The organism is Natronoarchaeum rubrum (genome assembly GCF_024494695.1).
Genome location: NZ_JANHDP010000003.1, coordinates 558,378 through 584,772, shown reverse-complemented (window position 1 = coordinate 584,772; position 26,395 = coordinate 558,378). Strand labels below are relative to the sequence as shown.

26 protein-coding genes are annotated in these 26,395 nt (G+C 68.2%); 17 read left to right on the top strand and 9 right to left on the bottom strand.

Annotated elements, in window-relative coordinates:
• Positions 1–84 precede the first annotated feature (84 nt).
• The 4 genes from bioB (at position 85) to bioD (ending at position 4,635) form a co-directional block, all read left to right on the top strand.
• Positions 85–1,233: a biotin synthase BioB gene (bioB, locus tag NO931_RS10620; protein ID WP_256392307.1), complete on the top strand. Its 1,149-nt coding sequence runs from the start codon at positions 85–87 to the stop codon at positions 1,231–1,233.
• Positions 1,234–1,262: 29 nt separating this feature from the next.
• Positions 1,263–2,474: a transcriptional regulator gene (locus tag NO931_RS10615; RefSeq protein ID WP_256392306.1), complete on the top strand. Its 1,212-nt coding sequence runs from the start codon at positions 1,263–1,265 to the stop codon at positions 2,472–2,474.
• 189 nt (positions 2,475–2,663) lie between these two features.
• Complete coding sequence (locus NO931_RS10610; RefSeq protein WP_256392305.1) at positions 2,664–3,920, top strand: aminotransferase class I/II-fold pyridoxal phosphate-dependent enzyme; 1,257 nt, start codon at positions 2,664–2,666, stop codon at positions 3,918–3,920.
• A gap of 31 nt (positions 3,921–3,951) precedes the next feature.
• On the top strand, positions 3,952–4,635 hold the full coding sequence (gene bioD / locus NO931_RS10605; RefSeq protein ID WP_256392304.1) for a dethiobiotin synthase: 684 nt from the start codon (positions 3,952–3,954) through the stop codon (positions 4,633–4,635).
• Between the two features lie 100 nt (positions 4,636–4,735).
• On the opposite strand, the gene gcvH is transcribed toward bioD, so the two are convergent.
• Positions 4,736–5,119 carry a glycine cleavage system protein GcvH gene (gene gcvH / locus NO931_RS10600; protein WP_256392303.1) on the bottom strand — a complete coding sequence of 128 codons (384 nt, stop codon included), beginning with the start codon at positions 5,117–5,119 and terminating at the stop codon, positions 4,736–4,738.
• The gene (gcvT, locus tag NO931_RS10595; protein WP_256392302.1) at positions 5,116–6,222 is read right to left on the bottom strand and encodes a glycine cleavage system aminomethyltransferase GcvT; all 1,107 of its coding nucleotides are present in this window, start codon (positions 6,220–6,222) and stop codon (positions 5,116–5,118) included. Before gcvT ends, gcvH begins: the two co-directional genes overlap by 4 nt.
• Before the next feature lie 128 nt (positions 6,223–6,350).
• Between gcvT and NO931_RS10590 the strand changes: the two genes are divergently transcribed.
• Entirely contained in the window at positions 6,351–6,908 is a 558-nt protein-coding gene (locus NO931_RS10590) for an NYN domain-containing protein (protein WP_256392301.1), read from the top strand.
• Positions 6,909–6,971: 63 nt separating this feature from the next.
• Here the strand turns inward: NO931_RS10590 and NO931_RS10585 are convergent, their stop codons facing one another.
• The 3 genes from NO931_RS10585 to NO931_RS10575 all read right to left on the bottom strand — a co-directional run bounded on the left by NO931_RS10585 (position 6,972) and on the right by NO931_RS10575 (position 8,394).
• Positions 6,972–7,310 carry a DsrE family protein gene (locus NO931_RS10585; RefSeq protein WP_256392300.1) on the bottom strand — a complete coding sequence of 113 codons (339 nt, stop codon included), beginning with the start codon at positions 7,308–7,310 and terminating at the stop codon, positions 6,972–6,974.
• A gap of 99 nt (positions 7,311–7,409) precedes the next feature.
• A complete protein-coding gene (locus tag NO931_RS10580) occupies positions 7,410–7,859 on the bottom strand; it encodes an NUDIX hydrolase (RefSeq protein ID WP_375142047.1) in 450 nt (149 codons plus the stop codon).
• Positions 7,860–7,932: 73 nt separating this feature from the next.
• Positions 7,933–8,394 carry a CBS domain-containing protein gene (locus NO931_RS10575; protein ID WP_256392298.1) on the bottom strand — a complete coding sequence of 154 codons (462 nt, stop codon included), beginning with the start codon at positions 8,392–8,394 and terminating at the stop codon, positions 7,933–7,935.
• Between the two features lie 280 nt (positions 8,395–8,674).
• Between NO931_RS10575 and NO931_RS10570 the strand changes: the two genes are divergently transcribed.
• The 4 genes from NO931_RS10570 (at position 8,675) to NO931_RS10555 (ending at position 15,480) form a co-directional block, all read left to right on the top strand.
• Positions 8,675–9,547: a TatD family hydrolase gene (locus NO931_RS10570; RefSeq protein ID WP_256392297.1), complete on the top strand. Its 873-nt coding sequence runs from the start codon at positions 8,675–8,677 to the stop codon at positions 9,545–9,547.
• A gap of 163 nt (positions 9,548–9,710) precedes the next feature.
• Entirely contained in the window at positions 9,711–10,301 is a 591-nt protein-coding gene (locus tag NO931_RS10565) for a DUF2150 family protein (RefSeq protein ID WP_256392296.1), read from the top strand.
• A 132-nt stretch (positions 10,302–10,433) separates the two neighbouring features.
• Positions 10,434–12,248, top strand: coding sequence for a hypothetical protein (locus NO931_RS10560; protein WP_256392295.1), 1,815 nt, complete (start codon positions 10,434–10,436; stop codon positions 12,246–12,248).
• Between the two features lie 34 nt (positions 12,249–12,282).
• Positions 12,283–15,480 carry a PKD domain-containing protein gene (locus NO931_RS10555; RefSeq protein WP_256392294.1) on the top strand — a complete coding sequence of 1,066 codons (3,198 nt, stop codon included), beginning with the start codon at positions 12,283–12,285 and terminating at the stop codon, positions 15,478–15,480.
• On the opposite strand, the gene artA is transcribed toward NO931_RS10555, so the two are convergent.
• The gene (gene artA, locus NO931_RS10550) at positions 15,471–16,349 is read right to left on the bottom strand and encodes an archaeosortase A (RefSeq protein ID WP_256392317.1); all 879 of its coding nucleotides are present in this window, start codon (positions 16,347–16,349) and stop codon (positions 15,471–15,473) included. The genes NO931_RS10555 and artA overlap by 10 nt on opposite strands.
• A gap of 114 nt (positions 16,350–16,463) precedes the next feature.
• Here artA and hmgB point away from each other — a divergent pair, with 114 nt between their 5' ends.
• Positions 16,464–17,801: a hydroxymethylglutaryl-CoA synthase gene (gene hmgB / locus NO931_RS10545; protein ID WP_256392293.1), complete on the top strand. Its 1,338-nt coding sequence runs from the start codon at positions 16,464–16,466 to the stop codon at positions 17,799–17,801.
• Between the two features lie 24 nt (positions 17,802–17,825).
• On the opposite strand, the gene NO931_RS10540 is transcribed toward hmgB, so the two are convergent.
• Together NO931_RS10540 and NO931_RS10535 are read right to left on the bottom strand one after the other, a co-directional pair.
• The gene (locus NO931_RS10540; RefSeq protein ID WP_256392292.1) at positions 17,826–18,539 is read right to left on the bottom strand and encodes a helix-turn-helix domain-containing protein; all 714 of its coding nucleotides are present in this window, start codon (positions 18,537–18,539) and stop codon (positions 17,826–17,828) included.
• Between the two features lie 93 nt (positions 18,540–18,632).
• Positions 18,633–19,253 carry an MBL fold metallo-hydrolase gene (locus NO931_RS10535; protein WP_259371521.1) on the bottom strand — a complete coding sequence of 207 codons (621 nt, stop codon included), beginning with the start codon at positions 19,251–19,253 and terminating at the stop codon, positions 18,633–18,635.
• A 228-nt stretch (positions 19,254–19,481) separates the two neighbouring features.
• Between NO931_RS10535 and NO931_RS10530 the strand changes: the two genes are divergently transcribed.
• The 4 genes from NO931_RS10530 (at position 19,482) to NO931_RS10515 (ending at position 22,927) form a co-directional block, all read left to right on the top strand.
• Positions 19,482–20,132 (top strand): metal-dependent hydrolase, encoded by a 651-nt coding sequence (locus NO931_RS10530; RefSeq protein WP_256392290.1) that lies wholly within the window; start codon positions 19,482–19,484, stop codon positions 20,130–20,132.
• A 74-nt stretch (positions 20,133–20,206) separates the two neighbouring features.
• Positions 20,207–20,689 (top strand): universal stress protein, encoded by a 483-nt coding sequence (locus tag NO931_RS10525; protein ID WP_256392289.1) that lies wholly within the window; start codon positions 20,207–20,209, stop codon positions 20,687–20,689.
• 63 nt (positions 20,690–20,752) lie between these two features.
• The gene (locus NO931_RS10520; protein WP_256392288.1) at positions 20,753–21,430 is read left to right on the top strand and encodes a class I SAM-dependent methyltransferase; all 678 of its coding nucleotides are present in this window, start codon (positions 20,753–20,755) and stop codon (positions 21,428–21,430) included.
• Positions 21,431–21,532: 102 nt separating this feature from the next.
• On the top strand, positions 21,533–22,927 hold the full coding sequence (locus NO931_RS10515) for a hemolysin family protein (RefSeq protein WP_256392287.1): 1,395 nt from the start codon (positions 21,533–21,535) through the stop codon (positions 22,925–22,927).
• A 2-nt stretch (positions 22,928–22,929) separates the two neighbouring features.
• Here NO931_RS10515 and NO931_RS10510 read toward each other — a convergent pair whose 3' ends face one another.
• A complete protein-coding gene (locus NO931_RS10510) occupies positions 22,930–24,051 on the bottom strand; it encodes a YihY/virulence factor BrkB family protein (protein WP_256392286.1) in 1,122 nt (373 codons plus the stop codon).
• A gap of 165 nt (positions 24,052–24,216) precedes the next feature.
• Between NO931_RS10510 and NO931_RS10505 the strand changes: the two genes are divergently transcribed.
• From NO931_RS10505 to NO931_RS10495, 3 genes are read left to right on the top strand one after another with little or no spacing between them, the layout of a single operon-like run.
• Positions 24,217–24,447 carry an AbrB/MazE/SpoVT family DNA-binding domain-containing protein gene (locus tag NO931_RS10505; RefSeq protein WP_256392285.1) on the top strand — a complete coding sequence of 77 codons (231 nt, stop codon included), beginning with the start codon at positions 24,217–24,219 and terminating at the stop codon, positions 24,445–24,447.
• Complete coding sequence (locus NO931_RS10500) at positions 24,448–24,825, top strand: PIN domain-containing protein (protein WP_256392284.1); 378 nt, start codon at positions 24,448–24,450, stop codon at positions 24,823–24,825. It abuts the gene before it with no gap.
• A 51-nt stretch (positions 24,826–24,876) separates the two neighbouring features.
• A complete protein-coding gene (locus NO931_RS10495; RefSeq protein ID WP_256392283.1) occupies positions 24,877–26,391 on the top strand; it encodes a replication factor C large subunit in 1,515 nt (504 codons plus the stop codon).
• Positions 26,392–26,395 lie beyond the last annotated feature (4 nt).

Below are 26,395 nucleotides of genomic sequence, written 5' to 3'. Positions count from 1 at the left end.
CCCGATCGACTTGGCGCCGGCCGTTCAGCGGTGGACCTCTCGCCATCCCGAACTATTATAGTGGCGTCAACTCACTTCTAGCTCGTGGTTTACGAGACAGGAAACCGGACGGTCGACGACGCGGTTCGGCGCGTGCTCGCCGGCGAGGAACTCGACCGGCGCGACGGGTTGGCGCTGATCGCCCAACCGGTCGAGGATCTCGCTCCGGCGGCGGACTACGTCCGCTCGGAACTGGGCGACGATACGGTCGACGCCTGCAGCATCGTCAACGCCAAGGCGGGCAACTGCGCCGAGGACTGTGGCTTCTGCGCCCAGTCGGTCCACTTCGACACGGGGATCGACAACTACGGCTTCCTCGGCCCCGAGAAGGTCCTCGAAGCCGCGAAGCGCGCCGAGCGCGACGGCGCCCAGCGCTTCGGCATCGTCGTCGCCGAAAAGGGCGTCTCGAAGGAGCGCCGGCCCGAGGAGTGGGAGGAAGTCCTGGAGGCGATCCGGCTCGTCAGAGACGAGACCGACGTGGAGGTCGACGCCAGCCTCGGCATCCTCACCGAAGAGGAAGCCGAGATTCTCGCGGCGGAAGGGCTCAACCACTACAATCACAACATCGAGACCTCGCCGCGCTTCTTCCCCGAAATCGTCGACAGCCACGGCTTCGAGGACCGGGTGGAGACGCTGGAAGTCGCCAAAGAGGCCGGGATGGATCTCTGTGCCGGCGTGATCCTCGGGATGGGCGAGACGCCGACCGACCGGGTCGACGCCGCGGTCGCCCTGCAGGAGATCGGCGTCTCCTCGCTGCCCGTCAACGTGCTGAACCCGGTCGCGGGGACGCCGATGGCCGAGAAGCTCGGCGATTCGGCCGACATAACGACCGATGAGATCATCGAGGCGGTCGCCGTCTACCGGCTGCTCCATCCCGAGGCGCGCGTCCGGCTCACGGGCGGGCGCGAGGTCAATCTCGACGTCGACGAGCAGCACCTCCCCTTCGAGGCTGGCGCCGACGGCGTCCTCACCGGCGATTACCTTACCACCGAAGGCCAGTCGCCCGGCGACGACATCGAGGTGATCGAGCGGGCCGGCATGGAACCGAACACCGACGTCAACGAGTTCGATCCCGAGGCGGTGAAAGCGCGCGGCGGTGAGGATTCGGACAGCGACGGTGGCGGAAGCGACGACGCCGCCGCCGACCTCGACACCGCGGCGGGAACGGCGACGAGCGAAGCGACCGACGACTGATCGCGGACCGATTCACGACACACCGACGCATGACAGACATCGACTTCGCGGTACTGGGAACCGGCGGCATCGGACGACGAACGCTCGAAGTCAGCCAGCACAAGGACGGACTGACCCCGGTCGCGGCCTGCGACCGGAACGGCATCGCCGCGGATCGCGACGGTCTCGACATCGACGAGCTGCTGGACGCGACGGAAGGCAATATCGCAAGCGGGCCACAAAGCGGCCCGGAACAGTCGAGTAGCGCGGAGCGAAGCTCCGCGGACAGTCGAGCGGCAAAGCCGCGAGACGACGGCGATCAGCCGCGAGACGGCGACGGCCGCGGCGATACCGAGGGGCCGGACGCAGCGACTGACGGCGGCGTCGCTGCCGACGCCACCGGCAGCGCCGCGGACGCCGCGGCGTCCGACGGCGTCAAGCAGACCGGCGAGGGCGCCGGCGTTGTCGCTTCCGAGCAGGGCGAGCCGACCGAGACGCCGATCGACGACGTGATCGCAGTGTCGGACGCCGTGGACGCCGTGTTGATCGCCCTGCCGAATCTCGAACACGACTTCATCCCGCGGATCGCCGATCGGTTCGCCGACGCGGGCTACTCCGGCGTCCTGATCGACGTGCTCAAGCGATCGCGCGTGATCGGGATGCTCGACGAGCGCGCCGACCAGCTGGAGGACACCGGCATCACGTTCGTCTGCGGCGCCGGCGCGACGCCGGGCTTCCTGACGGGCGCCGCGGCCCTCGCCGCCCAGTCGTTCGTCGAGGTCCACGAGGTCGACATCTGGTGGGGCGTCGGCCTGAAATCGGGCTACGAGGACAACCGAGGAACGGTCCGCGAGGACATCGCGCACCTCGACGGGTACGACGTCGAGACCGCCAGAGGACTCAGCGACGCCGAAATCGAGGAGATAATCGACGCCCACGACGGCGTGCTGGAGTTCCACGATATGGAACACGCCGACGACGTGCTGCTGGAGCGGGCGGGGATCTGCGACGCCGAGGACGTCACCGTCGGGGGCATCCTCGACGTCAGGTCGGACGAGAAGCCGACGACGACCACCGTCTCCGTGACGGGGACGACGTTCGACGGCGAGCGCGCGACGAACACCTTCGAGCTGGGCGACGAGACGAGCATGGCCGCGAACGTCAACGGGCCCGCACTGGGCTATCTGCGAGCGGCGGTTCGACGTAACCGTGCGGGTGAGTACGGCGTGTTCGGTCCCGCAGAGTTGATGCCGGGGTTCTGAGCCGCAGTTTTTGCTCCCGACCGTTCGAGCCGGGTGCCGGCAGGAAGTGAGAAAGGCTTTATCACCGGAGCCGCAGGGGCCACTCAACGAAGGAAAGCGCCGGGGTGTAGCGCTTCCGGTGTGTCACAACTGAGCTATGACGGGCGAACACGAGTCGATCGGTCGGGACGAAATTCGGAGGACGGAGCCGTGAGCGACGAGTACGAGTCCGGCGGCACCCGCCCGCCGGGGCCGCTCGACGGCGACCGCGGGTTCGACCTCTCGGCCCGCCTCGCCGACCGCGAGCGCCGGAACCTCCGGCGGCGACTCTCTCCCGCGAACCGCGTCGCCGAGCGCGCGCAGTTCGCGCCGGCAGCCGGCGGCGACCTCCCGGTGCTCGACGGCGAGGAGCGCCTCGTGTTCGCGTCGAACAACTACCTCGGGCTGACGACCGACGACCGGGTCGTCGAGGCGGCCGCCGACGCCGCCGATATCGTCGGCACCGGCGCGGGCGCGAGCCGACTCGTCACCGGCGACACGCTGGTCCACCGAGATCTGGAGGACCGGCTGGCCGAGAGCAAACATACGGAGCGCGCGCTCGCCTTTTCGTCCGGCTACGCCGCCAACGTCGGCACGATCGCGGCGCTCGATCCGGACGTGATCTTCTCGGACGAGTACAACCACGCCAGCATCGTCGACGCCTGCAAACTCGCCGGCGCCGAGGTGATCGTCTACGACCACTGCGACGCCGAGGACCTGGCGGCGAAGCTCGGCGACGCCGCGCGGAATCCCGAAACGACCGACGGTTCGTGGCTGATCGTCACCGACTCGGTGTTCAGCATGGACGGCGACGTGGCGCCGCTGTCGGACATCTGCGATCTGGCCGAGCAGGCCGGCGCGTGGGTGATGGTCGACGAAGCCCACGCCACCGGCCTCTACGAGGGCGGCGGCGGCATCGTGCAGCGCGAGGGGCTCTCAGACCGCGTCGACGTCCAGCTGGGAACGCTCTCGAAGGCGCTGGCGAGTCAGGGCGGGTTCGTCGCCGGCGACGACGACCTGATCGAGTATCTGGTCAACGCGGCCCGCTCCTTCGTGTTCTCGACCGGACTGGCGCCGCCGGCCGCCGCCGCGGCTTCGGAGGCGCTCCATCTCGCCCGAACCACGGACCGGCGCGACCGGCTCTGGCGGAGCGTCGAGTTCCTGCGCGACGGGCTGACCGATCTCGGCTTCGAGGTGCCGGGCGAAACCCAGATCCTGCCGGTGCTCGTCGGCGACCGGGGCGACGCGCTGGCGCTGGCCGACGCGCTGTACGAGCGCGGCGTCGTCGCGCCGGCGATCCGCCCGCCGACGGTGCCCGAGGGGACGAGCCGGATCCGCGTCGCGCCGATGGCGACCCACGGCGCCCGCAACCTCGAACGCTGCATCGACGCCTTCCGCGAGGCCGGCGAGGAGGTAGGGGTGCTATGAGTGGCGTCGCGGCTCGCCGCCGAAGCGATCCATGACCCGCGGCCTGTTCGTCGCCGGCACCGACACCGGCGTCGGCAAGACCGTCGCGACCGCCGGCCTGACGGGCTGGCTGCGCGACGCCGGCGTCGAAGCGCGCGCGATCAAGCCCGCCCAGACCGGACACCCGCCCGACGACGATGCGGCGTTCGTGGCCGAGGCCTGCGGCGACGCCGACGCCGCGACCTGTCTGCGCCGGCTCGAACCGCCGCTCGCACCTCGGGTCGCCGCGGAGCGCGAGGGCGTCGATCTCTCCTACGAGTCGATCCGCGAGGGCTGTAAGCGCGTTCTGGACGACCCAGCGGTCGACGCCGGCGTCGTCGAGGGGATCGGCGGCCTGCGAGTTCCTCTGGCCGGCGAGCGCGAGGTAATCGATCTCGTCGCCGACCTCGCTCTCCCGACCGTCGTCGTCGCGCGGTCGGGACTCGGAACGCTGAACCACACCGCGCTGACGGTCGACGCGCTGGAGCGCCGCGGCGTCGAGGTGGCGGCGATCCTTCTCAACGAGTACGAGGGCGCGAGCGTCGCCGAGCGAACGAACCCCGCCGAAATCGAGCGCATGACCGGCGTCGGCGTCGAGACGGTGCCGCCGCTCGATCTCGCGGAGCCGTCCGGGGCGGTCGACGGGCTGCGGGACGCCGTCGACGAGTGGTCGCCGATCGATGCCGTCGAAGACTGAGCCGTTCTCGGCGCCCCGGCTCGGTTCGTGAGCGGCGTCGGCTGACGCGTATCGCGAGCGCCGTTGCTCACCGATCCGGAGGAAGAGGAAAACGACCGCCCTACGCGATCTGGTCTTCGTACTCGGCTGCGGACAGCAACTCGTCGAGGTCGCTCTCGTCGTCGAGTTCGATCTCCAGCATCCACCCCTCGCCGTAGGGGTCGTCGTTGACGAGTTCCGGCGCGTCGAACAGCGCCTCGTTGACCGCGGCGACCTCGCCGCCGACCGGGGCGTACAGGTCCGAGACGGCCTTGATGCTCTCGACGACGCCGAACTCCTCGTCGGCGGTGACCTCGTCGCCGGCGTCGGGCAGCTCGACGAACACGACGTCGCCGAGTTCGTCCTGCGCGAAGTCGGAAATTCCAACGCGAACGGCGTCTCCGTCGCGGTGGGCCCACTCGTGCGATTCCAGGTATCGGCGGTCGTCAGGGGTCTCGAAGCTCATCTATCGAGGAATTTCGGGGACTCGACCCTTGCCTTTTTCGCCTGGCCGCGGACCTCGACGCGGACGTCGGTGCCGGCGTCGGCGTGCCCGGTGTCGACGTAGCCCAGGCCGATCGGTTCATCCAGCGTCGGGCTCATCGTCCCGCTGGTGACCTCGCCGATCCGCTCGCCGTCGGCGGTCGTCACCGGGTAGCCGTGACGCGGGACGCCGCGGTCGAGCAGCCGAATCCCGACGAAGCGCTGGTCGGGCCCCGCCTCCGTCGCGCTCGCCAGCGCGTCGCGGCCGACGAACTCGGTGTCGAGGTCGACCGCGAAGCCGACGCCGGCCTCGTAGGGGTTCCGGGGATTGTCCTCGGGATGGAAGTCCTCGCCCGCCAGCAGGAATCCCGCTTCGATCCTGAGGGTGTCGCGCGCGCCGAGTCCGCAGGGCTGGCAGTCGAACGCGTCCCAGACCGTCTCGGCTTCGTCCCACGGCGCGAGCACCTCGAAGCCCGCTTCGCCCGTGTAGCCGGTGTTCGAGAGCAGGCACTCGACGTCCGCGATCGATCGGTAGTCGGCCTCGAACCGACCGATGTCGTCGACCGCCTCGTTGTCGGCGTCCGGAGCGTCGACGGCGTCGGCGACGAGCCCCGGTGCGTCGGGGCCCTGTACGGCGAACATCGCGTACGTCTCGGTGCGGTTCTCGACGGTGGCGTCGAGCCCCCACTCGTCGCGGTGGCTCGTCCACCGATCGAGCATCTGCTCGTCGTGGCCCGCGTTCGGGACGAACAGGTACTCCGGCGTCTCGCTCGGCAGCCGGTAGACGACCGTGTCGTCGACGATCACGCCCTCCTCGTCGGTGATCATCGAGTACTGCGCGTCGCCCGGACCGAGCGCGGCGACGTCGTTCGACGTGAGCCGTTGCATCAACGCTTCGGCGTCGGGGCCGCCGACCTCGATCTCGCTCATGTGCGAGACGTCGAAGATCCCCGCCGCCTCGCGGACCGCCCGGTGCTCGTCCGTGATCGAGTCGAACTCGACCGGCATCTCCCACCCGCCGAACTCGGTGGTGTCGGCGCCGGCCGCCTCGTGGACCGCCGCGAGCGGCGGCTGTCGTAGCGACATACTCGACCGGTCGCAGGCCTCGGAGTAATGCTTTGCGCGTCACTGCGCACGCTTCGGATCGGCCGCTCGCCGGCTACGTCCCGGCGTCGTTCCGTCACACCTATCCAGCGACGCCGGAAACGGAGACCATGATCGAGCAACTGCTGGCCCTCCGCGATCGGCTGGGCGGCGGGGGCGGTGACGCCGCGTCGCCGCTCGACGCCGACGAGGGGGCTGGCGACGACGCCGGAGACGATGCGGGCGACGCCGCCGATGTCGACGACACCGAGGAGCGCCCGCGCGTCGGCCTGTTCGTCGACGGGCCGAACGTGCTCCGCGACGAGTTCGACGTCGACCTCGACGACGTGCGCGAGTCCGCCGAGGCGTTCGGCCAGCTCGGGATCACGCGGCTCTACCTCGACGAACACGCCACGCCCGGATTGATCCAGGCCGCCGAAGCGCGGGGCTACGAGGTCGTGATCACGAGCGGCGACGTCGACGTCAAGCTCGCCATCGACGCCAGCGAGTCCGCGGTGCGCGACGAGATCGACGTGCTCGCGATCGCCTCGCGAGACACCGATTTCAAGCCCGTCATCGAGACCGCGGGACGCAACGGCGTCCGGACCGTCGCCATCGCGCCGGGCACCCACGGCCGCTCGGACGCGCTGCGCAACGCCGCGAACGACGACGTGCTGCTCGGGGAGTGAGCGGCGGTCGCCACGGCGTCACGACGCCGCTGCGGCCGGTGCGGCGGCGCCGAATGACGCCCGCTACGGTCGGATGTAGGAGTAGCCCTCGTCCTGCAGCCTGGTGAGTTCGCCGGCGCCCGAGGGAACCGTCTCGACGCCGTCGACGAGGTCCGCCTCGTCGAGGTCCTCCATGTCGAGCGTGTTGCCGCAGGCCTTGAACGCGACGCCGTCGTCGAGCAGCGACCGGACGTGGTCGCTCCCCTCGCCGTCGGCCGTGAGCGGTTCGATTCCGTCTGCCTGCGCGACGACCTCGATCGCGTCCATCTCGACGGTCTCGTCCTGCGTGAGGTTCTCGGCGATGGTGAGCGCGGTCTTTCGGTCCCCCGGATCGCCCTGAATGAGGTGGAACACTGTCTGCATGCACTGCAGGTTCGACGAGTCGGTCAATAGTCGTTGTACGTACGCGAAGGGAAACTTACGGCTGGGGTGATAGCCGGCGGCGGACGCCGGAACGGCGGCTCAGAGGCGCTCCTGAAGCGTCGGGACGTAGTCGTCCATCGCCATTGCGAACTCCCGCTCCGACCGAAGATCGACCCACGAGAACTCGAACTCCAGGCCGACCTCCTCGCCGTCACCGGTCACCGCGTGCGTCCAGCCGTCGCGCGGTTCGTCGACGTCGACGTGGTAGAAGTGCCGGACGTACCGCCGCGGCGGCGACCGCCGGCGCGTCCACACGTCGGTACAGAGGTGGGTCTCCGCGCCGGCGACGTCGAGTCCGCTCTCCTCACGAACTTCGCGCCCCAGCGCGTCGTCGAGCAGCTCGCCCGGTTCCACGGTCCCTTTCGGTACCTGCAGGCCGTCGTGCTCGGGCCCCTCGAACACCAGCAGTTCGCTGCGGTTTCGCGTGATGTACGCGTACACTTTCGGCACGTACACGCCGTCGCTGGGCGACTTGCTCCGCGACCCCATCGTACTGACGCCGCCGTCGGTGACGACCTCGTCGCACCCTGTCGCAGCCGCCAGCCCGCGCTCTTCGGTCGGCTCAGGCATCGCAGTCCTCCCCACCTGGGGCGTCGGCCGCGTTCGGATCGTCGAGCGACAGCGGCTCGCCGTCCCAGTCGACCGCCAGCCGTCGTCGAGAGACGTACGGCCGCAGGGATCGGCGGGTGACGACGCCTTCGTAGGCGCCGTCTTCGACGACCGCGAGCAGCGTTATCCCGGCGTCGCGCATCCGGTCGGCGGCGATTCCGACCGGCGTCGACGGCCGTGCGGTCACGACGGGGCTGGACATGTACGATTCGACCGGGCGATCCGTGCCGCGCTCGGCGACCGCGGCGACCACGTCCGACTCGGTCACGATGCCGACGACGGACGTCCGGTCGCACACGACCAGCGCGGGTACCTCGGGCCGTCGCAGTCGGCTCGCAGCCTCGACGGTGGTCGTCTCCGGCGATACCTCGGGCGCGGTCGCGCTCGCGACCGCGGCGACGGGTACGTCGATCATGGTTCGATCGTCGGGCCATCGCCACTTAGTTGTGGCATACGAATGCCCACGAATTCCTAATATAATATTCTGTGTTGGGTGGTGTTGGGGATGAAAGCAAATGTAATACTGTTTTTGGGACGAAAATAAGTTGGTCGTCAGGCGATAGGTGGGGAAACTTCTCAACAGAGACCGCCAGCGCCGCTGTCGGTTCGTGCCAGCGCACGACGATCACGACGGCCGGCCGCCGACTACTCGCGAAGCGAAGCGCTTTCCCTCTCGGATTGCCCATCTCACGCCCATGGATCTGGACACGCCGGTGCTGGACGACCACATGCACCTCGACCCCGACCACGGTCGGGGGATCGACGCCGTCGAGGACTTCGCGCATCTGGGCGGAACGCACCTGCTGGTGGTCAACAAGCCCTCCTGGCACCTCGGCGTCGAGCCCGGCGACCCCGACGCCGTCGATCCCGAGGCGGCGGGCGAGGAGTTCCGCGAGGTGTTCGAGCGCACGATCGAGGTCGTCGAGCGCGCGAGCGACGTTCTCGACGGCCGGGCGTGGCCGGTGCTCGGCGTCCACCCCGGACTGATCAGCCGCCTCGTCGACGAGCGCGGGTTCGCGCCCGACGACGCCCGCGACGTGATGCAGGCCGGGATCGACGTCGCCGCGGAGTACGTCGCCGATGGCGAGGCGCTGGCGCTCAAGTCGGGGCGTCCCCACTACGAGGTGCCCGACGCGGTGTGGGATGCCTCGAACGACGTGATGCGCCGAGCGTTCGAGTGCGGCGCCGAAGCGGGCTGTGCGGTCCAGCTCCACGCCGAGGCGAGCGAGGATATGACCGAGGTCGCCGAGTGGGCCGAGGAGGCCGGCCTCCCCGCGGATCGGGTCGTCAAACACTACGCGGGCGGCCGTCTCGCGGGGCCGATCCCGAGCGTGATGAGCGAAAAAGAACGCCTGCGCGTCGCGGTCGAGTCCGGCGAGCCGTTCCTGATGGAGACCGACTTCGTCGACGACCCCGACCGGCCGGGCGCCGTCTTGGGTCCCAAGACCGTCCCCCGGCGCGTCCGGTGGCTGCTCGAAGAGGGCCACGAGGACGCCGTCCGGCGGGCGCACGTCGAGACGCCGCGCGCGGTGTACGGCATCGACACGGTCGGAACGCTCGGAGAGTGATCTGACGCTCGCCCGATCGAATCGGCCACCGTTTCAAGCTTGGTGTCGCTCTCTGAAACGGCCGCTATTCGCACGGTTTCGGCGACACTGGACGATCTCTCGGCAATATTCGCCCGGCTGGCGGAGAGAAAGGGTTTTCAGGCCGCCAGCGTACGGTCAAAGTATGAGCGCGCCGCCGAACGAGTTCTACTCGGAAGAACGCTGGCACAACTGGCTCGACCGGATATCGGACGAGGATCTCGACCCGGAGGACGAGGACTCGGCTCGACTCCTCTTGAACCTGCAGGACGACGCCGCGATCGCGGTCGCGAAGGTCGTCCGAGCGTACGACGCCGACGAGATCGACGCCGATCAGGCCGTCGAGGAGGTCGACGACATCCGCGGGATCGTCCTCGGCGAAGTCGAGTTCGACGACGAGGAAAAGGAACTGCTCGTCGACGACGTCCAGACCAGTCTGGTGTGCGTGTTCTACGCCGCCGAAGAGTACGTCACCGGTGGCCCGGCCGAGGACGCCGGCGTCGAGGAGTACGTCCGCGCCGCCGCCGACGCCGAGGCCGAGGAGGACCTCGATGCCGCCCTGGGCTACGTCGTCCAGGCGGGGACGCTGATCATCGACGGCGAGGAACTCGATCTCACCGTCGCCGAAGAACTGGAGTACGGCCTCGTCTCGACGTGGGTCAACGGGCTCGACAGTCTCCAGAGCGCGATGAGCGACCCCGAGGTCGTCGAGGAAGAGGAAGCGGACGACGAGTAGCTCGGACCCGCCGTCGAAGTTCTGCGCGGCCGAACGAGATTCTCGGTCCTATCTCCTGTCTTCGCTGCGTTCGTTTGCCCGGTAGCTACGCCAACACCCTTTTTGTTGCCCGTACCCTGTAACTGGTCACGCATGGAGTTCCGGGGCGACGAACGCGCGGTGGTCATCCAGATCGGAGCGGTGCTGCTGCTGGCCGCGCTCGTCATCGCGATGGCCGGCTACCAGGCCACGGTCGTCCCGGACCAGAACGGCGAGATCGAGTTCAACCACAATCAGGAGGTTCACGGACAGCTACAGGATCTCCGGAACGGCATCGTCTCGACGGCCGGCGGGAGCCAGGGCGGCGCCTACTCGCTCACGCTCGGAACGAACTACCCCGCCCGAGCACTCTTTGTCAATCCTGCACCGCCGAGCGGACAGCTGCGGACGCTGGGGACGGGACAGGTCGTGATCGAGAACGCCGACGCGATGGGCGGAGGCGGGGCGGGCAAGTACTGGAGCGGGGCCACTCGGACGGTGAACACCACCACATTCGCCTACCAGCCCAACTACAACGAGTGGGACAACGCCCCGACGACGATCTACGAGCACTCGCTGCTGTACGACGCCCACCCGACGGGTGCCAACACGACCGTCGCCGAGCAGGTGCTGGTCGACGGCGACGAGATCACGCTCGTGACGCTGGCGGGCGAGCTACAGGCGTCGTCCAGCGCGACGACGTCGGTGGACGTCAGGACGGTGAGCGCTTCGACGAACGCGGTCACCGTCGAGAGCACCGCCAGCAACCCGATTCGGATCACCGTGCCGACGCGGAGTCCGCGCATTTGGAGCAGCGCACTCGATGGCGACGCCACGATAGTTAACAACCAGACGACCGGCGACTACGTGAACACGACGATCGAACTCGACCCCGGCGAGTACGAGCTCCGGATGGCACGCGCTCGGGTCGGTGGGGCATCCAGCGGCCCGACGCCGGATACCGATGCCGAGTACCTCGTCGCGGTCGACGACGGCGGGCCGGTCCCCAAAGGAGAGCCGACGACCGTCGTCGCCGAAGTTCGGAACCGGCACAACAACCCGGTCGCCGACACGGAGGTGCGGTACAACGTCAGCGGCGGAACGACCAGCACGACGACGACCGACGGGAACGGCCGGGTCCGGATCGATGCCGAGGGCGGCGACACGGTCGGCGTCTGGATCAACGCGACCGATTTCTCCGGCGCGACGCCGTACGAGCGCTTCTCGATCGACGTCCGAGTCGGCGGCGGTGGTGGCGGGAGCAACGCGTACGATGTCTACTGGGACACGTCGAAGATCGCGGGCCAGAATGGAATCTCGTGTCCGGATCGATCCCCGCGAGGATCGTGTACGTTCGATGTCGGCCAGCGAGGCACTCCCGACGCGACGCTGTCGATGTACACTGACGCAGTCGCGGACGGTGCGACCGTCGACTACGCGATCAGCAACACGTCGGTCATCGAACTCGGTTCTAACCGTTCCACGACCGACGGAAATGGGGAGAGCGGGACGACGGTGACTGCCAAGGAGAACGGCACGGTGACGGTGTACGCGTCTAGTGGGAGTGACGGTGACGCGCTCGAGGTGACGGTGACGAACGTCAGCGACGATACGACTCCAACACCGAGCGGACCGCGTATCGACTCGTTCGACGTTCAACAACTGCCCGGAAATGGAAAAGTCGGGATTCGATACAGTTTCGCGGTTTCATCGGGAGATGGGAGTTTCGAGAGCGTGCGGGTCGTTCTGGAACGAGCGGACGATGGGTTCGAGGTGGATCGGGAAGGGTACACTCCGACCGGAAATACCTTCAGCGTAAACAACGAGAAATTCGAGGGCCTGGGTACCGGTCAGGAGTACGACGTGACATTAGTCGTCGAAAGCACTGCGGGGCAAGACTCAGAGACGATCCGCCAGGCAGCAGGATGAAGTCTATGCTACCGGGGAAACGGTGTCCAGATTCATGAATCTTCAAAGCGATACCCGCGCCCAGGCGGTCCAGATCGGCGCGGTGTTGCTGTTCGCCGCCCTGATCATCGCGATGACCGGCTACCAGGCGACGGTCGTCCCCGACCAGAACGCCGAGGTCGAACTCGCCCACAGTGAGCAGGTGCAAAGCGGGATGATCGAACTGCGGAACGCCATCGTCTCACCGGACGGGCGGACACAGCGGGACGTGACGATTCCGCTCGGAACTCGGTATCCCGAGCGGACGTTGTTTATCAACCCGGCCCCGCCATCCGGACAGCTAGAGACGATCCGGGGGCAGCTGAACGTCTCGAACGTCTCGGTCTCGGGACCGGGAGAAGCGGGCGACTACTGGGGATCCGGTCGGACGTTCTCGACCGGTCTGATCGAATACCGGCCGAACTACAACGAACTCGACGACGCGCCGACGACCGTGATCGAGGGGTCGCTGGTGTACAACCGGTTCGAGAACGCCGAGCGGACGGTCGCCGAGCCGACGTTCATCGACGGAACGCGCATCTCGCTGGTCGCGCTTCAGGGCTCGGTGAGCGCGTCGACGAGCGGGAGCGAGCGGATCAGCGTCCACACGGGCCGGCAATCGACCCGAACGGTGCCGGTGAGGGGCACCGCAGGCGAAAACGTCACGATCAGCTTGCCGACGCTACGCTCGGAGTCGGCGTGGGACGAGTATCTGGGCGACGCCGACCACGTCAGTGACTGGAGCGTAACCCGGACGCCGGGATCGAGTTACGGAACGCTCGAAATCGTCTTCGACCGGTTCGACGAGAGCGGCCAACCGATCGAGTACGACCTGAGCGTCGCCGAGGTCGGACTCGACGAGAGCGTCGGGTCTCCGGAAGCGAAGTACGTGACGCCGGTCGAAACGGGCGAATGGACGGTGTACTCCGGCAGCTCGACGGCCGTCTCCTTCGAGGTGCGAGGGAGGTACGACGATCCCATCGCCGGGCGGAGAGTGAACCTCAGCGTCGTCGAGGGCCGCGGCGAACTGGTCAGCGACAGTGGGCGCGGACGAACAGTCACCGCGACGACCGACGCCGACGGCCGGGTCGAAGTCGCGTACGTCGCGGGGAGCGACGAAACCGGCGACGTGACGATCGGGGCGAGCAGTTCGACCGCGCTCCCCGCAAACGAACCGTCGAACTTCTCGACAGCGACGAACGCGTCACAGCGGCTTCGGGTCGTCGCCGGCGAGAGCAGTTCCGGCCCCTACACCATCGAGTGGGACGACGAGAAGATGACCGACAGAGACGGCGACGGCGAGGACGAGCTCGTGATCGACGCCGCCGAGAGCCCGCCCTTCACCGCCAACGTGACCGCGGGCGTCGACTCCGGCCCGATCGAGTTCGCCGTCCAGAATCGGAACGTCCTCGTGCGGGACGAGAGCGCGACCTCGGCCCGCATCGTCGACGGCACCGCGCAGTTCGGCTTCGAACTCAATTCGAGCCCGCGGAGCGGCGAGTGGTACATCTACGCGTCCAGTCGCGGCAGCGGTGACAGAGTGCCGGTGTACGTCAACACGACGGGGCTGGCCGACGGGCCGACGATAACGAACTTCTCAGTGACGAATCCTGTCGGTCGATCCGTCACCGTCAGCTTCGACAGCGACGAGTCGCTGGCGGACATCGACGTCACGCTCGACGGACCCGAAAGAGCCACACTGGACGCATCCGACTTCACGGAGAGCGACGGGACCTACACCGCCAGCTACGAGGTGTCGACTGACGGGGCCTACTCCGTGAGGCTCCGGAACGCCGCCGACGCCGGCGGAAACGACGGGGCGGACGCACAGAACGAGACGGTGGTCGTCGGCGAGCCGCTCGTCTTCGCTGTCAACGCCGGCGGGTCGTCGTACACTGCCGGCGACGGCGTGACGTACGTCGCGGACGACGGCGGCAGTCCGTACACGACGGGCGGGAGCACGTACTCGAGTACGAGCGCCATCGCCAACACGTCCGACGACGCGCTGTACCAATCCGAGCGCTACGCCTCCGGCGAGGAGTTCTCGTACGACGCCGCCCTCGATAACGGGACCTACGAGGTGACGCTGAAGTTCGCGGAAATCTACTTCGGGAGCGGAAACGGAGGCGGGGGCGGCGACGGCTCCCGCGTGTTCGACGTCGGCGCCGAGAGCGAGGTGGTGGTTAACGATCTCGACGTCCACAGCCGCGTGGGGCCAGATACCGCGTTGGTGTTGACGCGGACGGTGGCAGTCGACGATGGAAGTCTAAACCTGACGTTCAGCGACGAAGTCCAGAACGCCAAGGTCAGCGCCGTCGTCGTCAGGCGGATCCCCGAGACGAGGATTGCGATCTCGCCGTCCGATCCGACGACTGCGGACGCCGTCACCGTCCGCGCCAAGACGGCGAGCGGCACCGACGGCCGGTCCTACGAGTGGGCGTTCGGCGACGGCGCGACGGCCACCGGCGAGACGGCAACACACAGCTACGCCAATGACGGAACGTACACGGTGACGCTGACGGTGACCGACAGCGGCGGCGCGACGAACACGGTGGCCCGACAAGTGCAGGTCGATAACGTCGCGCCGAGCGGGAATATCACCTATTCGCCGTCGACGCCGAGCACGACCGACGACGTAGCCTTCGACGCGTCGGGATCGACCGACGCCGACGGCTCGATCGCCACTTACGAGTGGGCGTTCGGCGACGGCGCCACGGCGACCGGCGAGACGCCGACCCACAGCTACGCCGACGACGGCAGCTACGACGTGACGCTCACCGTCACCGACGATGACGGCGCCACCGACACGACGACACGCACGATAACCGTCGTCAACGTCGCACCGTCGGCATCGTACACCACCGAACTGATCGACAACGACACCGACGGCGAGGTCGATTACATCGTCTACGACGCGACCGCGTCGAGCGATCCCGACGGGCAGATCGAAAACTACCAGTGGGAGATCGACAGCGACTTCAGATTCAGCGGCACGTACGACCGAACGAATCCCCGGTTCGTGATCGACGTCAACGCGGACAACAGGCGTGTCGCCACTGGCGAGGTCAGCCTGACCGTGATCGACGACGACGGCGCGCAGACGTCGACCGGGCTTCAGGAGACTGAGGTCCCGGCGTCCAGCCTGTCGACGCCCGGCATGGAGACGTTCGCCGTCCTGATCGGCGCCGCCCTCCGCCGTCGCGACTATCTCTGACCGACCAGTCGCGTCCAGTCGGTCGACGCCTCGTCGAGAATGTCCCCGACGAGTTCCTGTAGCTCCGACAGCCGGGCCGAGAGCGCGACGTAGACGCCGAGCAGCGCGACGACGACCAGCACCTGCGACAGCAGGTACTCGGCGACGTAGTACGACGCCAGCCGGGGATCGGTGACGCCGTACAGCGACGCCGTGATGCCGGTCGCGAAGCCGAACCAGTTCCCGCCGAGCGCGCCGGCGACCAGCATCGTGCGAACGAGGTTGAGGCCGTAGACCAGCGCCGCGACGCCGACGCCGAACGGCAGCCGCTTTCGCGGCGATGCCTTCGTCGCGGCGATGAGCCCGACGAACAGCGCGATCGCGCTGATCCCCGAGCACGCCGAGATGATCCTGATGCCGTAGCGAACCGGCAGCCCCTCGAAGTAGATCACGTTCGCGTACCCCTCCGGCCCGTACCCGACGATCGGATCGTAGCCGAGCACGGAGAGCCCGGCCACGGTGTGGGCCGCGACCGCGCCGAGCACCGCGCCGTGGATCGGACCGACGAACTGGAACGGGACGAACAGCGCCCCCATCACCGAGAACGCCACGGTGAGCCGAGCGCCGGCGTCGCGGTCGCGGACGACGAGCGTGCACGCGTACGCCGTCAGCCCCACGGTTACGAGCCCGATGATGCCGAGAAATGTTCTGGACGTGATCAGGTAGCCCGCCGCCGTGTGCAGCCAGAAGAGCGAAAAGAGCCCCCAGCCGACCGCGCCGATCTGACGAGCGAGACGCCCGCGCCCGAATCGGTTGCCCGCCGCGGCGATCCAGAGGCAGCCGATGCTCGCGAGAAACAGTCCGTCGATCACAGTCACCGATCGGAGCATCGACACGGAGAGTCATTATCCGGAATCCGAAATCAGTGTTGTCCCCGAGCGTATTCGACACGCGTCGAACTGCCCATCGACAGGCCCATATATCACCTTCCCTCACACACGCGTATGACAGCCGTCGGCATCGACGCCATCGAGATCAGGACCGGTCGGCTCAAGCTCGACCTTCCGAACACCTTCGCGCCAGCGCAAGGCGAGGATCCCGAAAAGTACACGAAGGGACTGGGGCTGCACGCCAGCTCGTTCCCCGACAGCTACGAGGACATCGTCACGATGGGCGCCAACGCCGCCCACCGCCTGATGGAGCGCAAGGGCCTGACGCCCGAGGACGTCGGCCGCATCGACGTCGCGACCGAGAGCGCGTTCGACAACTCCAAGCCCGTCTCGACGTACGTCGCGGGCTGTCTGGAGCAGGTGTACGACGGCGACTTCCACCACGCCAACAAGGGCGAGCGCAAGTTCGCCTGCGTCGCCGCCACGCAGGCGGTCGACGACGCGTACAACTGGATCCGTGCGGGCCGGAATCGCGGCAAGGCGGCGATCGTGATCGCGACCGACACCGCGCTGTACGCCCGCGACGACCCCGGCGAGGCGACCCAGGGCGCCGGCGCCGTCGCCATGCTGATCACCGAGGACCCGAGCCTCGTCGAGATCAGCGCCGAGCAGGGGTACGGCAGCGCCGACGAGACGGACTTCCTCAAGCCCCAGCAGCAGTTCCCGAGCGTCGACGGCAAGCGCTCGATGCAAGTGTACCTCGCGCGGATGCGCGAGGCCGTCGAGGACTTCGAGAGCGTCGCGGGCGCGACGCATCCCGACGACTACGCGTACATCCCCTATCACACGCCGTTCCCCGGAATGGTCCGCAAGGCCGGGCTGTTGGGCTACCGGCACATGATCCGCGACACGTCGATCGAGGACGAACTCGCCGACGATATCGGGCGCCAGCCCCGCCGCGAGGCGTTCGACGACGACGAGACCTACGAGGAGGCGATCCGCGACTACGTCGACGCGCTCGCGGAAACCGACCAGTACAAGCAGTGGTACGCAGCGACCGTCGAGCCGACGCTCGAGATCTCCCGCAAGGTGGGGAACTGGTACACCGGCTCGGTCCACATCGCGCGCGCCAGCGCGCTCCGTGACGCCTACGACAAGGACCTCGACCTGGAAGGCCAGCGCATGCTGGTCGGCTCCTACGGCTCGGGCGCCCAGGCCGAGGTCCACGCCGAGACGGTTCGGGAGGGCTGGCGCGAGGAAGTCGAGGCGATGAACGTCGACGAGCAACTCGACCGGCGCTACGAGCTCTCCTTCGAGGAGTACGAGGAGATCCACGACGCCCACAACCACGACGTCGATTCGGACGTCGAGGAGCTCACGACGCCCGACAGCGAGTTCGTCTTCGACGGTTGGGGTCGCATGGGCGAGCGCCAGTACCGCTACGTCGAGTAACGGCGTTCGACTGACGGCCTCCTTTTAGGGCAGTTCCCGCATCGCGTCGAGCATCCCGTCGAGGTCGGCGTTCGAGACGGCCAGCGAGTAGTCGTCGATCGTCGCGAGCTTCGGGGCGTGCTCCCAGAGCTCGTCGGGCTCTAACCCGTGAAGGACGACGGCGTTCGGCGTCGGGTTGACGACGCGGAGCGCGACCAGCGGCGACTCCCCGCGCGTGACGCCCGTAAAGACGAGCGCTCGGTTCGTGCTCTGGCCGTACATCCGGTAGAACTCCTCGCTGGAGAGGCGCGTGATCGCTCGGATGCTGTCGATCACGGTGTGGCCGGTGATCGAGTCCTGACTTCCCTCGGCGATCTCGGTCGCGTCGATGGCGTCGTAGAACCGACTCAGCGGGATCGTCGCGGAGTACTCCCGCAGGTCGAGCACGACGTCGCTCTCGAAGCCCGCCGAGAGCACCCGGGCGTACTGCCGGATGCGGTCGCCGCCGCGGCGCTCGTCGATGTCGAGCAGGCCGTCGACGATCCGCCCGACGACGCCGATGCCGGGACTCGATCGGCGTCCGCTCTCGTAGTCGCTGACGACCGACGAGGAGACGTCGAGCACCTCGGCGAGTTCGGTCTGGGAAACGTCGAAATCGGTCCGCCACTTGCGCAGCGTCGCCCCGGGGTCGTCGCTGAGCGTGATCTCGCCTGCGATCTTCTCCGCGAGGTCGCGGCGCGGATCCTGACGCTCGGTCATGGCTCATCGTGCGAGCGATTCTCGTAAAAGCGCATCGAAAGGCAACTTCGACGCGCGTCGAACTGCTCGGGGTCGCGTCCGCGGTGGAAGCGTTCACCCGACGCGTCGAGCCAGATCCGCCAGCGCCGCCGCCCCGTCCTCGACGACCGGATCGCCGTGGCCCATCGCGACCACGTCGACGTCGAGCTCCCGGGCGGCCAACTCCCGGATGCTCTCGGCGTTGCGCGAGGGATCCTTGGTCATCGGGAGCGGCGGCGTCGAGAGGGCGCCGTCGTCGCCCGTCACGAGGTCGCCGACCAGCGCGGTCCGGAGTTCCTCGTGGACGAATGCGGTATGGCCCGCCGTATGTCCCGGCGTCGCGTAGGCGTCGAACCCGCCGATGGAATCCTCGACCCGCCGGACCGGCTCGTCCGGCCGCGTCACCCAGACGCCGACGACGCGCTGGAACAGCCCCTTGCGGTTCGTCGGCGACGGCGACGCCGAGCCCTCGAAGTGGCTCGCGTCCGGTTCCCGCGCGTAGATCGGCGCGTCGAGATCCAATCCGGCGATCCCGCCGACGTGATCGAGATCGTAGTGCGTGATCAGCACGCGGTCGATGTCGGCCGGTTCGTAGCCGATCTCGGCCATCCTCGATCGGATGTCGTCGGCAGACCGGGGCGTGCCGGCGTCGACGAGCGTCACCTCGCCGTCGTCGATCAGGTAGGCGTTGACCATCCCGAGGTCGAACTGCCAGACCAATCCCTCGACGAGCGTCGTCGTCACGGCGCCACCTCCGGGGCGACCAGCGGTCGGAACGCGGCGCGTCCGTTCGATGACATCGTCCGTGACGTTGGCGCTCCGGCGGAAAATCGTTGGCGTCTCGGCGCTCGCGCGACTGCGGCCGGTCGGCGACGTCCACGTTTCGCGAAACCCCTAAGCTGTCCGAGACCTCAACCGTGTGGCATGCCATCGACGCTCGTCCACGTCGCGCTCGCGGGGCTGATCGGGACGGCGCTGCTCGCCGACCGGTTCGACACCCGGGCGATTCTGTTCGTGATGGCCGCCTCGGCGCTCGTCGACCTCGACACGTTTCTGGATCTCTGGCTGATCGGCACCCACCGCGCCGTGTTGCACAACCTCGTCTGGCCGACGCTCGCGGGGCTGGCGCTGTGGTGGGACCTGCGCCGCGAGGAGTCGTACGTTCTGGAGCGCTGGGGCGCCCGCGGCGCCCGCGTGGCGTGGGTCGCGCTCGTCGCGGTCGTGTTCTCCCACGTCCTGCTCGACGCCTTCTTCAACGGCGTCAACCTGTTCTGGCCGCTCCACGACCGGTTCTACGACCTTTCCGGCCAGTTCCTCTACTCCGACGAGCGCGGGTTCGTCCAGACGTTCGTCGAGTTCGATCGGGCGCCCGACGGAACCCGGACGCTCTCGAACGCCACCGCCGAGGGATCGGTCGGCGAGACCCACTACCGGACCGGCGTGAAGCCGACCGCCGACGGGAGCGACGCCGAGCGCTTGTTCCCGATCGCGATGACCGGCGAGCGCTTTGTTTTATTGCTGTCGGGCTACGGCGTCGTCGGCTGGCGACTGTTCGAGGAGCGGCGTCGCGACTGAGCGCGGGCGCCGACCGGCCGCCTCTCGTCGAGTCCGGCCCGACGCTCTTGCCGATCGAGCGCGTACTACCGCGCATGTACGACACCGTCCTGCTGGCGACCGACGGGAGCGAGACGGCCGACCGAGCGGCCGACCGAGCGATCGACCTCGCGGCGACCTACGGCGCCGACCTGCACGCTCTGTACGTCATCGAGACGCGGACCGCCTACGACAACGCGATCGTCGACCCCGAGGAAGTCGAGGCGAACCTGCGCTCGGAGGGGCGCGAGATCCTCGACACCGTCGTCGACCGCGCCGCCGAGGCCGGCGTCGACGCCGAAACTGCGGTCGAGGAGGGCGTCCCGGCCGACACTGTCGAGGCGTACGCCGAGACGCACGACGCCGACGTGATCGTCCTCGGGCGGCGCGGCCGCTCCGGTCTCCGACGCGCACTGCTTGGCAGCACGACCGACGCCCTCGTCCGGACGAGTCCGGTGCCGGTGCTGGTGGTCGGGGACGACGCCGACGACGAGGACGCCGCTGCCGAGGCGGCGTCCGCGACGGCCGACCGCGAGTGAACGGCCGGATCGCTCGCCGCCGGAGCAGAAAAGCTTAGTCACGCCACCGCGCCCTTCGTTACCATGACCGACCAGCGCGAGCGCGTCCGCGAAGCGTACGACGACCTCGCGGAGACGCACTTCGCGGAGCGATCCGGCGAACCGGCGGAGGCGTCGCTGCTCGACGAGGTCCGGGCCCGCATCTCCGCCGGCGCACGGGTGCTCGACGCGGGCTGCGGGCAGGGAACGCCCGTCGCGAGCGGGTTGACGCCGACCCACGACGTCGTCGGGCTGGATTTCTCGGCCAAACAGTTGGGACTCGCATCCGATGTTGTCCCGCGAGCCGAGCTGGTTCAGGGCGACATGACCGATCTCGGCTTCGGCGCCGACGCGTTCGACGCGGTCTGCGCGTACCACTCGATCATCCACGTTCCCGTCCCGGACCACGCCGCGGTGATCGAGGAGTTCGCCCGCGTGCTCCGGCCCGGCGGCGTGCTGTTGCTGTCCTCGGGCGGCACCGACTGGGCGGGGTCGAACCCCGACTGGCTCGACAGCGGCGTCGAGATGGCGTGGAGCTTCCCCGGGCCAGAGGAGACCTGCGAGATGATCGTCGAGGCGGGCTTCGACCTACAGGACTGGTGGATCGTCACCGATCGGCTCGGCCACGAGGGCGAGGGAGAGGTGCTCGACCCCGACGGTGAGGACGCCTACGAGGACGGCGAGCCGGTTGGGAAGCCGTTCTTCCTCGCCGAGCGGCGGTAACGGCGGCGTCGACGAGCGCGGCCGGGGGTACGTGCCGTCGCGAGCGTCGGAGCGGCCCCGTGCGGCACCGTTTTGTGTCGGCCAGCGGTAGTACCAGAAAATATGGTCGACTTCGTCTTTTCCGCCGCCAGATTGCTGCTGGCGCTCGTCCTCGTCGCACTGAACGGCTTTTTCGTCGCCTCCGAGTTCGCATTCGTGAAGGTCCGTGCGACGCGGGTCGACGCGATGGTCGAGGAGGGCGGAAAGGCCGCCCTGCGGGTTCAGGAGGCGATGGACAATCTCGACGACTATCTGGCGGTCACCCAGTTGGGAATCACGCTGTCCTCGCTGGGACTGGGGTGGGCCGGCGAGCCCGCCGTCGCCGCCGTGATCGAACCGGTGCTCGGTGCGGTGCTTCCCGAAGGTGTGGTCCACATCGTCGCGGTGGCGATCGGCTTCTCGATCATCACGTTCCTGCACGTCGTGTTCGGCGAACTGGCGCCGAAGACGCTGGCGATTCAGGAGGCCGAACGGATCGCCTTGTTCGTCTCCGCGCCGATGAAGGTGTTCTACTACCTCTTCATCCCCGGCCTCGTCGTGTTCAACGGCACGGCGAACTACTTTACCGGGCTGGTCGGCGTCTCGCCGGCTTCCGAGTCCGAGGAGACCCACAGCGAGGAGGAGCTCCTGACGATCGTCGGCCGCTCGGGCGAGCACGGCGCGATCGACGTGGAGGAAGTCGAGATGATCGAGTCGGTGTTCGACCTGGGCGACACGATCGCCCGCGAGGTGATGACGCCTCGTCCCGACGTCGCGACGGTCGCCGCGCGGACGCCCCTGTCGGAGCTGCGGTCGATCGCCGCCACCGGCCCCTACACCCGGTACGTCGTGGTCGACGAGGAGACCGACGTGCCCGTCGAGGGGTTCGTCCACGCCAAGGACGTGCTGCGCGCGATCGAGGAGACGGACGCCGCTGCGGACGACGGCGACGAGGGCGAACCGCTCGCTCGCGATCTCGTTCGCGAGGTGCTGGTCGTCCCCGAGACGCGCCGGATCGACGACATCCTCTCGGAGTTCCAGGCCCGCAACGTCCAGATGGCGGTCGTGATCGACGAGTGGGGCGCCCTCGAAGGCATCCTCACGATCGAGGACGTTCTGGAGGAGCTGGTCGGCGAGATCACCGACGAGTTCGATCTGGACGCCGACGAGCCGTCGATGACGGGACTCGAAGACGGCGCCTGGGAGCTCGACGGCGGCGTCCCGATCGATCAGGTCAACGAGCGCCTCGGGACCGCGTTCGCGAACGACGACTACGACACGATCGGCGGCGTCGTGCTGGGCGCGCTCGGCAGCGATCCCGCGACCGGCGACCGCGTCGCGCTCGACGGGTACGCCGCGACGGTCGCGGCCGTCGACGGCACCCGGATCTCGACGGTCGTCCTCCGGGAGTTAGACGCCGCGGCCGAAGCCGCTCCCGAGCGGGGGGACGCCGACGCGACCGGCCCCGGCGGGGAGTGACTTCAGTCGGCCGGCGATACTCGGTCGTCCGACCGCCCGGAGCCACCTGCTGGCACCCGATCGTCCGACGGCACGCGATCGAGCGATTCCTCGTCGGCGTCCCACTGGAGCGTGACCGTCCACGTCTCGTCGTCGCCCGACGGCTCGGCGTACTCGACGACGCGCACGTCGCCAGCCGGGCGCGGGTGCTCGTCTCCGTTCGCGGGCCGCGTCTCTCCGTAGTAGCCGGTCAGATCCTCGCGGAGCGTCCAGAGGTACGCGGCGACCTGGCTGCGGTCGAGCGTGCGTTCGCTCCCCGCCTCGGCGTCGCTCGCCGCGCCGCGTCCGACGCCGCCGGGTGTTCCAGTGGAGTGGTCGCCGACGACAGCGTTGATCACCGCGCCCAGCAGGAGCACCAGCCCCGAGAAGTACAGGTACGTCACGAGCACGATGACGCCGCCGAAGAAGCTTCCCGCGCCCGGATCCGAGAACGCCAGGTACACCTGAAAGAGTCCCTGCAGCGCCGCCCAGCCGACCGCCGCGAAGACGACGCCGGGGAGCACCTCGCGCGGTTCGAGGTCGGCGTCGGGGAACACGTAGTACATCGGGAAGAAGGCGATCGCGAGCCCGACCAGCAACACGATCGGCGTCAACAGTCCGATGAAGGGGATCGTGTCCGAGAGCACGGCGAAGGCGGCGCTGACCCCGACGGTCGCCACGATCGCGACGACGAGCGCGCCGAGGACGACGACGCCGTCTTTCAGCTTGTCGCTAAACGAGTTCTCGTCGACGGTTTCGTAGATCTCTGAGAACGCCGTGTCGAGCCCGCGGAAGATCTTGAGCGTCCCCCAGACCAGCACGACCAGACCGATCACGGAGGCGCCGCCGGACGAGCCGTCGCCCTGAAATAACTGGGCGACGACGTCGGCGATCGGGCCGGGGAGCCACGTCCCCGCGGAGTCGACGACGCGCTGTTCGAGGCCGCCGCCGAGCGTCGAGACGACCAGAAACAGCAAGATCAGCAGCGGCGCCAGCGAAATGAACGCGTTGTACGCGATCCCGCCGGCCATGAACGACACGTTCTTCTCGGAGAACTCTGCGAACACGCGCTTCGCGAGGTCGGTCGCTTCTGAGAGGCCGGGCATACGTGAAATGCCACGCAACGAGCCAAAACCGCGGGGGTGAAGGACGTCGGTTAGTTCCTACCGCCCCTCGAGAAGAATGTCTGGCTGTACCCTCCGGACATCACTTCGTGGGTAATCCTGCAAACCAGGGGAATCTTCATATTTCTCCCCGCCCTTCGTTCGAGTATGTCCGATGCGACGCTCGACGATCGCGGCCGCCTGACGCTCCCGAAAGAGCTCCGAGAACGGTACGGCGACCGCTATCGCGTCGTCGACCTCCACGACGGCATCAAGCTGATCCCCGTCGCGGAGGATCCCCTCGCTGCGCTCCGCGACGAGTTCGCCGATGTCGAGAAATCGGCCGACGAACTCCGCGATGCCGCCCGCGAAGCCGCGCTCGACGAGGCCGGTCACTGAATGTACGCGGAGACGGACTTCCTCCTCGCACTGATCAAAGACGACGACTGGCTGGGCGATGCGGCCGAATCGGTGTACCGCGACCATCGGAACGAACTGTGGACGTCGCGATTCACGCTCGTCGAACTGCTGCTGGTCGCCTACCGCGAAGACAGGGACGCGGAGCGAGTCGTCGCTAACGCCGCCGCCCTCGTGGAGGTCCGCGGCGATGTCGACGCAGTGGTCGCCGCGGCGACATACGTCGAGGACCACGGCTTCACGCCGTTCGACGCGCTTCATCTCGTCGAGTCGAACGGCGACGCCGTCGTCTCCAGCGACGAAGCGTACGAGGGGTACGCACCTCGGGTCGACCTCAGAGATACCGACGACGAAGCCTGACGGCGCGCCGCTCCGCAACCACTAAACGCGGTTCGTCCCTACCTCCGGGCAATGACCGACTGGACGGAGAAGTACCGCCCCGACACCCTCGCCGAGGTCCGGGGGAACGACAAGGCCCGCGACGCGCTGAAGGAGTGGGCCGACTCCTGGGAGGACCACCGGAAGGCGGCGATCGTCCACGGGAGCCCGGGGATCGGCAAGACCTCCGCGGCCCACGCGCTGGCCAACGACATGGGCTGGCCGGTGATGGAACTCAACGCCAGCGACCAGCGTCAGGGCGACGTGATCGATCGGATCGCGGGCGAAGCCTCCAAGAGCGGGACGCTGACCGCCGGGGGCGCCGGGCGCCGTCTCGTCATCATGGACGAGGCGGACAACTTCCACGGCAACGCCGACTACGGCGGCTCGCGAGCGGTCACGGGCGTCGTCAAGGACGCCAACCAGCCGATCGTGCTGATCGCAAACGAGTTCTACGACATGTCCCAGAGCCTGCGCAACGCCTGCGAGGAGATCGAGTTCCGCGACGTTTCGACGCGCTCGATCGTCCCCGTGCTGCGGGACATCTGCCGGCAGGAGGGCGTCGAGTTCGAGGACGAGGCGCTCAAGAAGATCGCCGAGCAGACCAGCGGCGACCTGCGCTCGGCGATCAACGACCTCCAGGCAGTCGCCGAGCAAACGGAGACGCTGACCGTCGACGACGTGATGACCGGCGAGCGCGACACGACCGAGGGCATCTTCGATTACCTCGACGACGTGATCAAGAAGTTAGACGCCGAGGAGGCGCTGAAAGCCTCCTACGACGTCGACGAGACGCCCGACGACATGATCAACTGGATCGAGGACAACATGCCCAAAGATTACGAAGGGCAAGAGCTCGCCGACGCCTACGGCTACCTGGCGAACGCCGACCGCTGGCTCGGCCGGGTGCGGGCGACGCAGAACTACTCGTACTGGCGCTACGCGGGCGACAACATGACCGCCGGCGTCGCCGCGGCCCGCCAGGGATCGAAGGGCGGATGGACTCGCTACGGCCCGCCGAGCTACTGGTCGAAGCTCGGGCGCTCGAAGGGGACCCGCCAGACGCGCGACGGCATCGCGCGGCGGATCGCCGAACAGAGCGGCACCAGCATCGGCACGGCCCGCCGGCGCGTACTGCCGTTTCTCGCGGTGATGACTCATCACTGCAAGAACCGCGATCTCACGGTTCGGATGGCCGCCGCCTACGATCTGGACGCGAAAGAGCTGTCCTTCGTCACCGGCAGCGGGAAAGACACGAACAAGGTCCAGTCGATCGTCGAGGACGCCGAGGAGCTGCGGGCGGAAGCCGCCGTCGAGCACTCCGGCGGCGCGTTCGAGGGCGCGGTACGATCGACCGACGACGCGGGCGACGACGACGCCGACGAGTCGAGCGACGAGAACGAGAGCGACGACGGTCAGGTGACGCTCGACGCCGGCGCGAGCGACGCCGACGCGACCGACGCGGACGCCGAATCGTCCGAGAACGATGCGGACGCCGACGCCGCCGAGTCGGACGACGACCAGTCCGGTCTGGACGACTTCTTCTGACGCG

What these genes read in the sequence shown, in the direction of transcription:
- NO931_RS10615 (WP_256392306.1), top strand. Translation starts at nt 1,263, where the DNA reads ATGACAGACATCGACTTCGCGGTACTGGGAACCGGCGGCATCGGACGA.
- bioD (WP_256392304.1), top strand. Translation starts at nt 3,952, where the DNA reads ATGACCCGCGGCCTGTTCGTCGCCGGCACCGACACCGGCGTCGGCAAG.
- gcvH (WP_256392303.1), bottom strand. Translation starts at nt 5,119, where the DNA reads ATGAGCTTCGAGACCCCTGACGACCGCCGATACCTGGAATCGCACGAG.
- gcvT (WP_256392302.1), bottom strand. Translation starts at nt 6,222, where the DNA reads ATGTCGCTACGACAGCCGCCGCTCGCGGCGGTCCACGAGGCGGCCGGC.
- NO931_RS10590 (WP_256392301.1), top strand. Translation starts at nt 6,351, where the DNA reads ATGATCGAGCAACTGCTGGCCCTCCGCGATCGGCTGGGCGGCGGGGGC.
- NO931_RS10585 (WP_256392300.1), bottom strand. Translation starts at nt 7,310, where the DNA reads ATGCAGACAGTGTTCCACCTCATTCAGGGCGATCCGGGGGACCGAAAG.
- NO931_RS10580 (WP_375142047.1), bottom strand. Translation starts at nt 7,859, where the DNA reads ATGGGGTCGCGGAGCAAGTCGCCCAGCGACGGCGTGTACGTGCCGAAA.
- NO931_RS10575 (WP_256392298.1), bottom strand. Translation starts at nt 8,394, where the DNA reads ATGATCGACGTACCCGTCGCCGCGGTCGCGAGCGCGACCGCGCCCGAG.
- NO931_RS10570 (WP_256392297.1), top strand. Translation starts at nt 8,675, where the DNA reads ATGGATCTGGACACGCCGGTGCTGGACGACCACATGCACCTCGACCCC.
- NO931_RS10565 (WP_256392296.1), top strand. Translation starts at nt 9,711, where the DNA reads ATGAGCGCGCCGCCGAACGAGTTCTACTCGGAAGAACGCTGGCACAAC.
- NO931_RS10560 (WP_256392295.1), top strand. Translation starts at nt 10,434, where the DNA reads ATGGAGTTCCGGGGCGACGAACGCGCGGTGGTCATCCAGATCGGAGCG.
- NO931_RS10555 (WP_256392294.1), top strand. Translation starts at nt 12,283, where the DNA reads ATGAATCTTCAAAGCGATACCCGCGCCCAGGCGGTCCAGATCGGCGCG.
- artA (WP_256392317.1), bottom strand. Translation starts at nt 16,349, where the DNA reads ATGCTCCGATCGGTGACTGTGATCGACGGACTGTTTCTCGCGAGCATC.
- hmgB (WP_256392293.1), top strand. Translation starts at nt 16,464, where the DNA reads ATGACAGCCGTCGGCATCGACGCCATCGAGATCAGGACCGGTCGGCTC.
- NO931_RS10540 (WP_256392292.1), bottom strand. Translation starts at nt 18,539, where the DNA reads ATGACCGAGCGTCAGGATCCGCGCCGCGACCTCGCGGAGAAGATCGCA.
- NO931_RS10535 (WP_259371521.1), bottom strand. Translation starts at nt 19,253, where the DNA reads ATGGTCAACGCCTACCTGATCGACGACGGCGAGGTGACGCTCGTCGAC.
- NO931_RS10530 (WP_256392290.1), top strand. Translation starts at nt 19,482, where the DNA reads ATGCCATCGACGCTCGTCCACGTCGCGCTCGCGGGGCTGATCGGGACG.
- NO931_RS10525 (WP_256392289.1), top strand. Translation starts at nt 20,207, where the DNA reads ATGTACGACACCGTCCTGCTGGCGACCGACGGGAGCGAGACGGCCGAC.
- NO931_RS10520 (WP_256392288.1), top strand. Translation starts at nt 20,753, where the DNA reads ATGACCGACCAGCGCGAGCGCGTCCGCGAAGCGTACGACGACCTCGCG.
- NO931_RS10515 (WP_256392287.1), top strand. Translation starts at nt 21,533, where the DNA reads ATGGTCGACTTCGTCTTTTCCGCCGCCAGATTGCTGCTGGCGCTCGTC.
- NO931_RS10510 (WP_256392286.1), bottom strand. Translation starts at nt 24,051, where the DNA reads ATGCCCGGCCTCTCAGAAGCGACCGACCTCGCGAAGCGCGTGTTCGCA.
- NO931_RS10505 (WP_256392285.1), top strand. Translation starts at nt 24,217, where the DNA reads ATGTCCGATGCGACGCTCGACGATCGCGGCCGCCTGACGCTCCCGAAA.
- NO931_RS10500 (WP_256392284.1), top strand. Translation starts at nt 24,448, where the DNA reads ATGTACGCGGAGACGGACTTCCTCCTCGCACTGATCAAAGACGACGAC.
- NO931_RS10495 (WP_256392283.1), top strand. Translation starts at nt 24,877, where the DNA reads ATGACCGACTGGACGGAGAAGTACCGCCCCGACACCCTCGCCGAGGTC.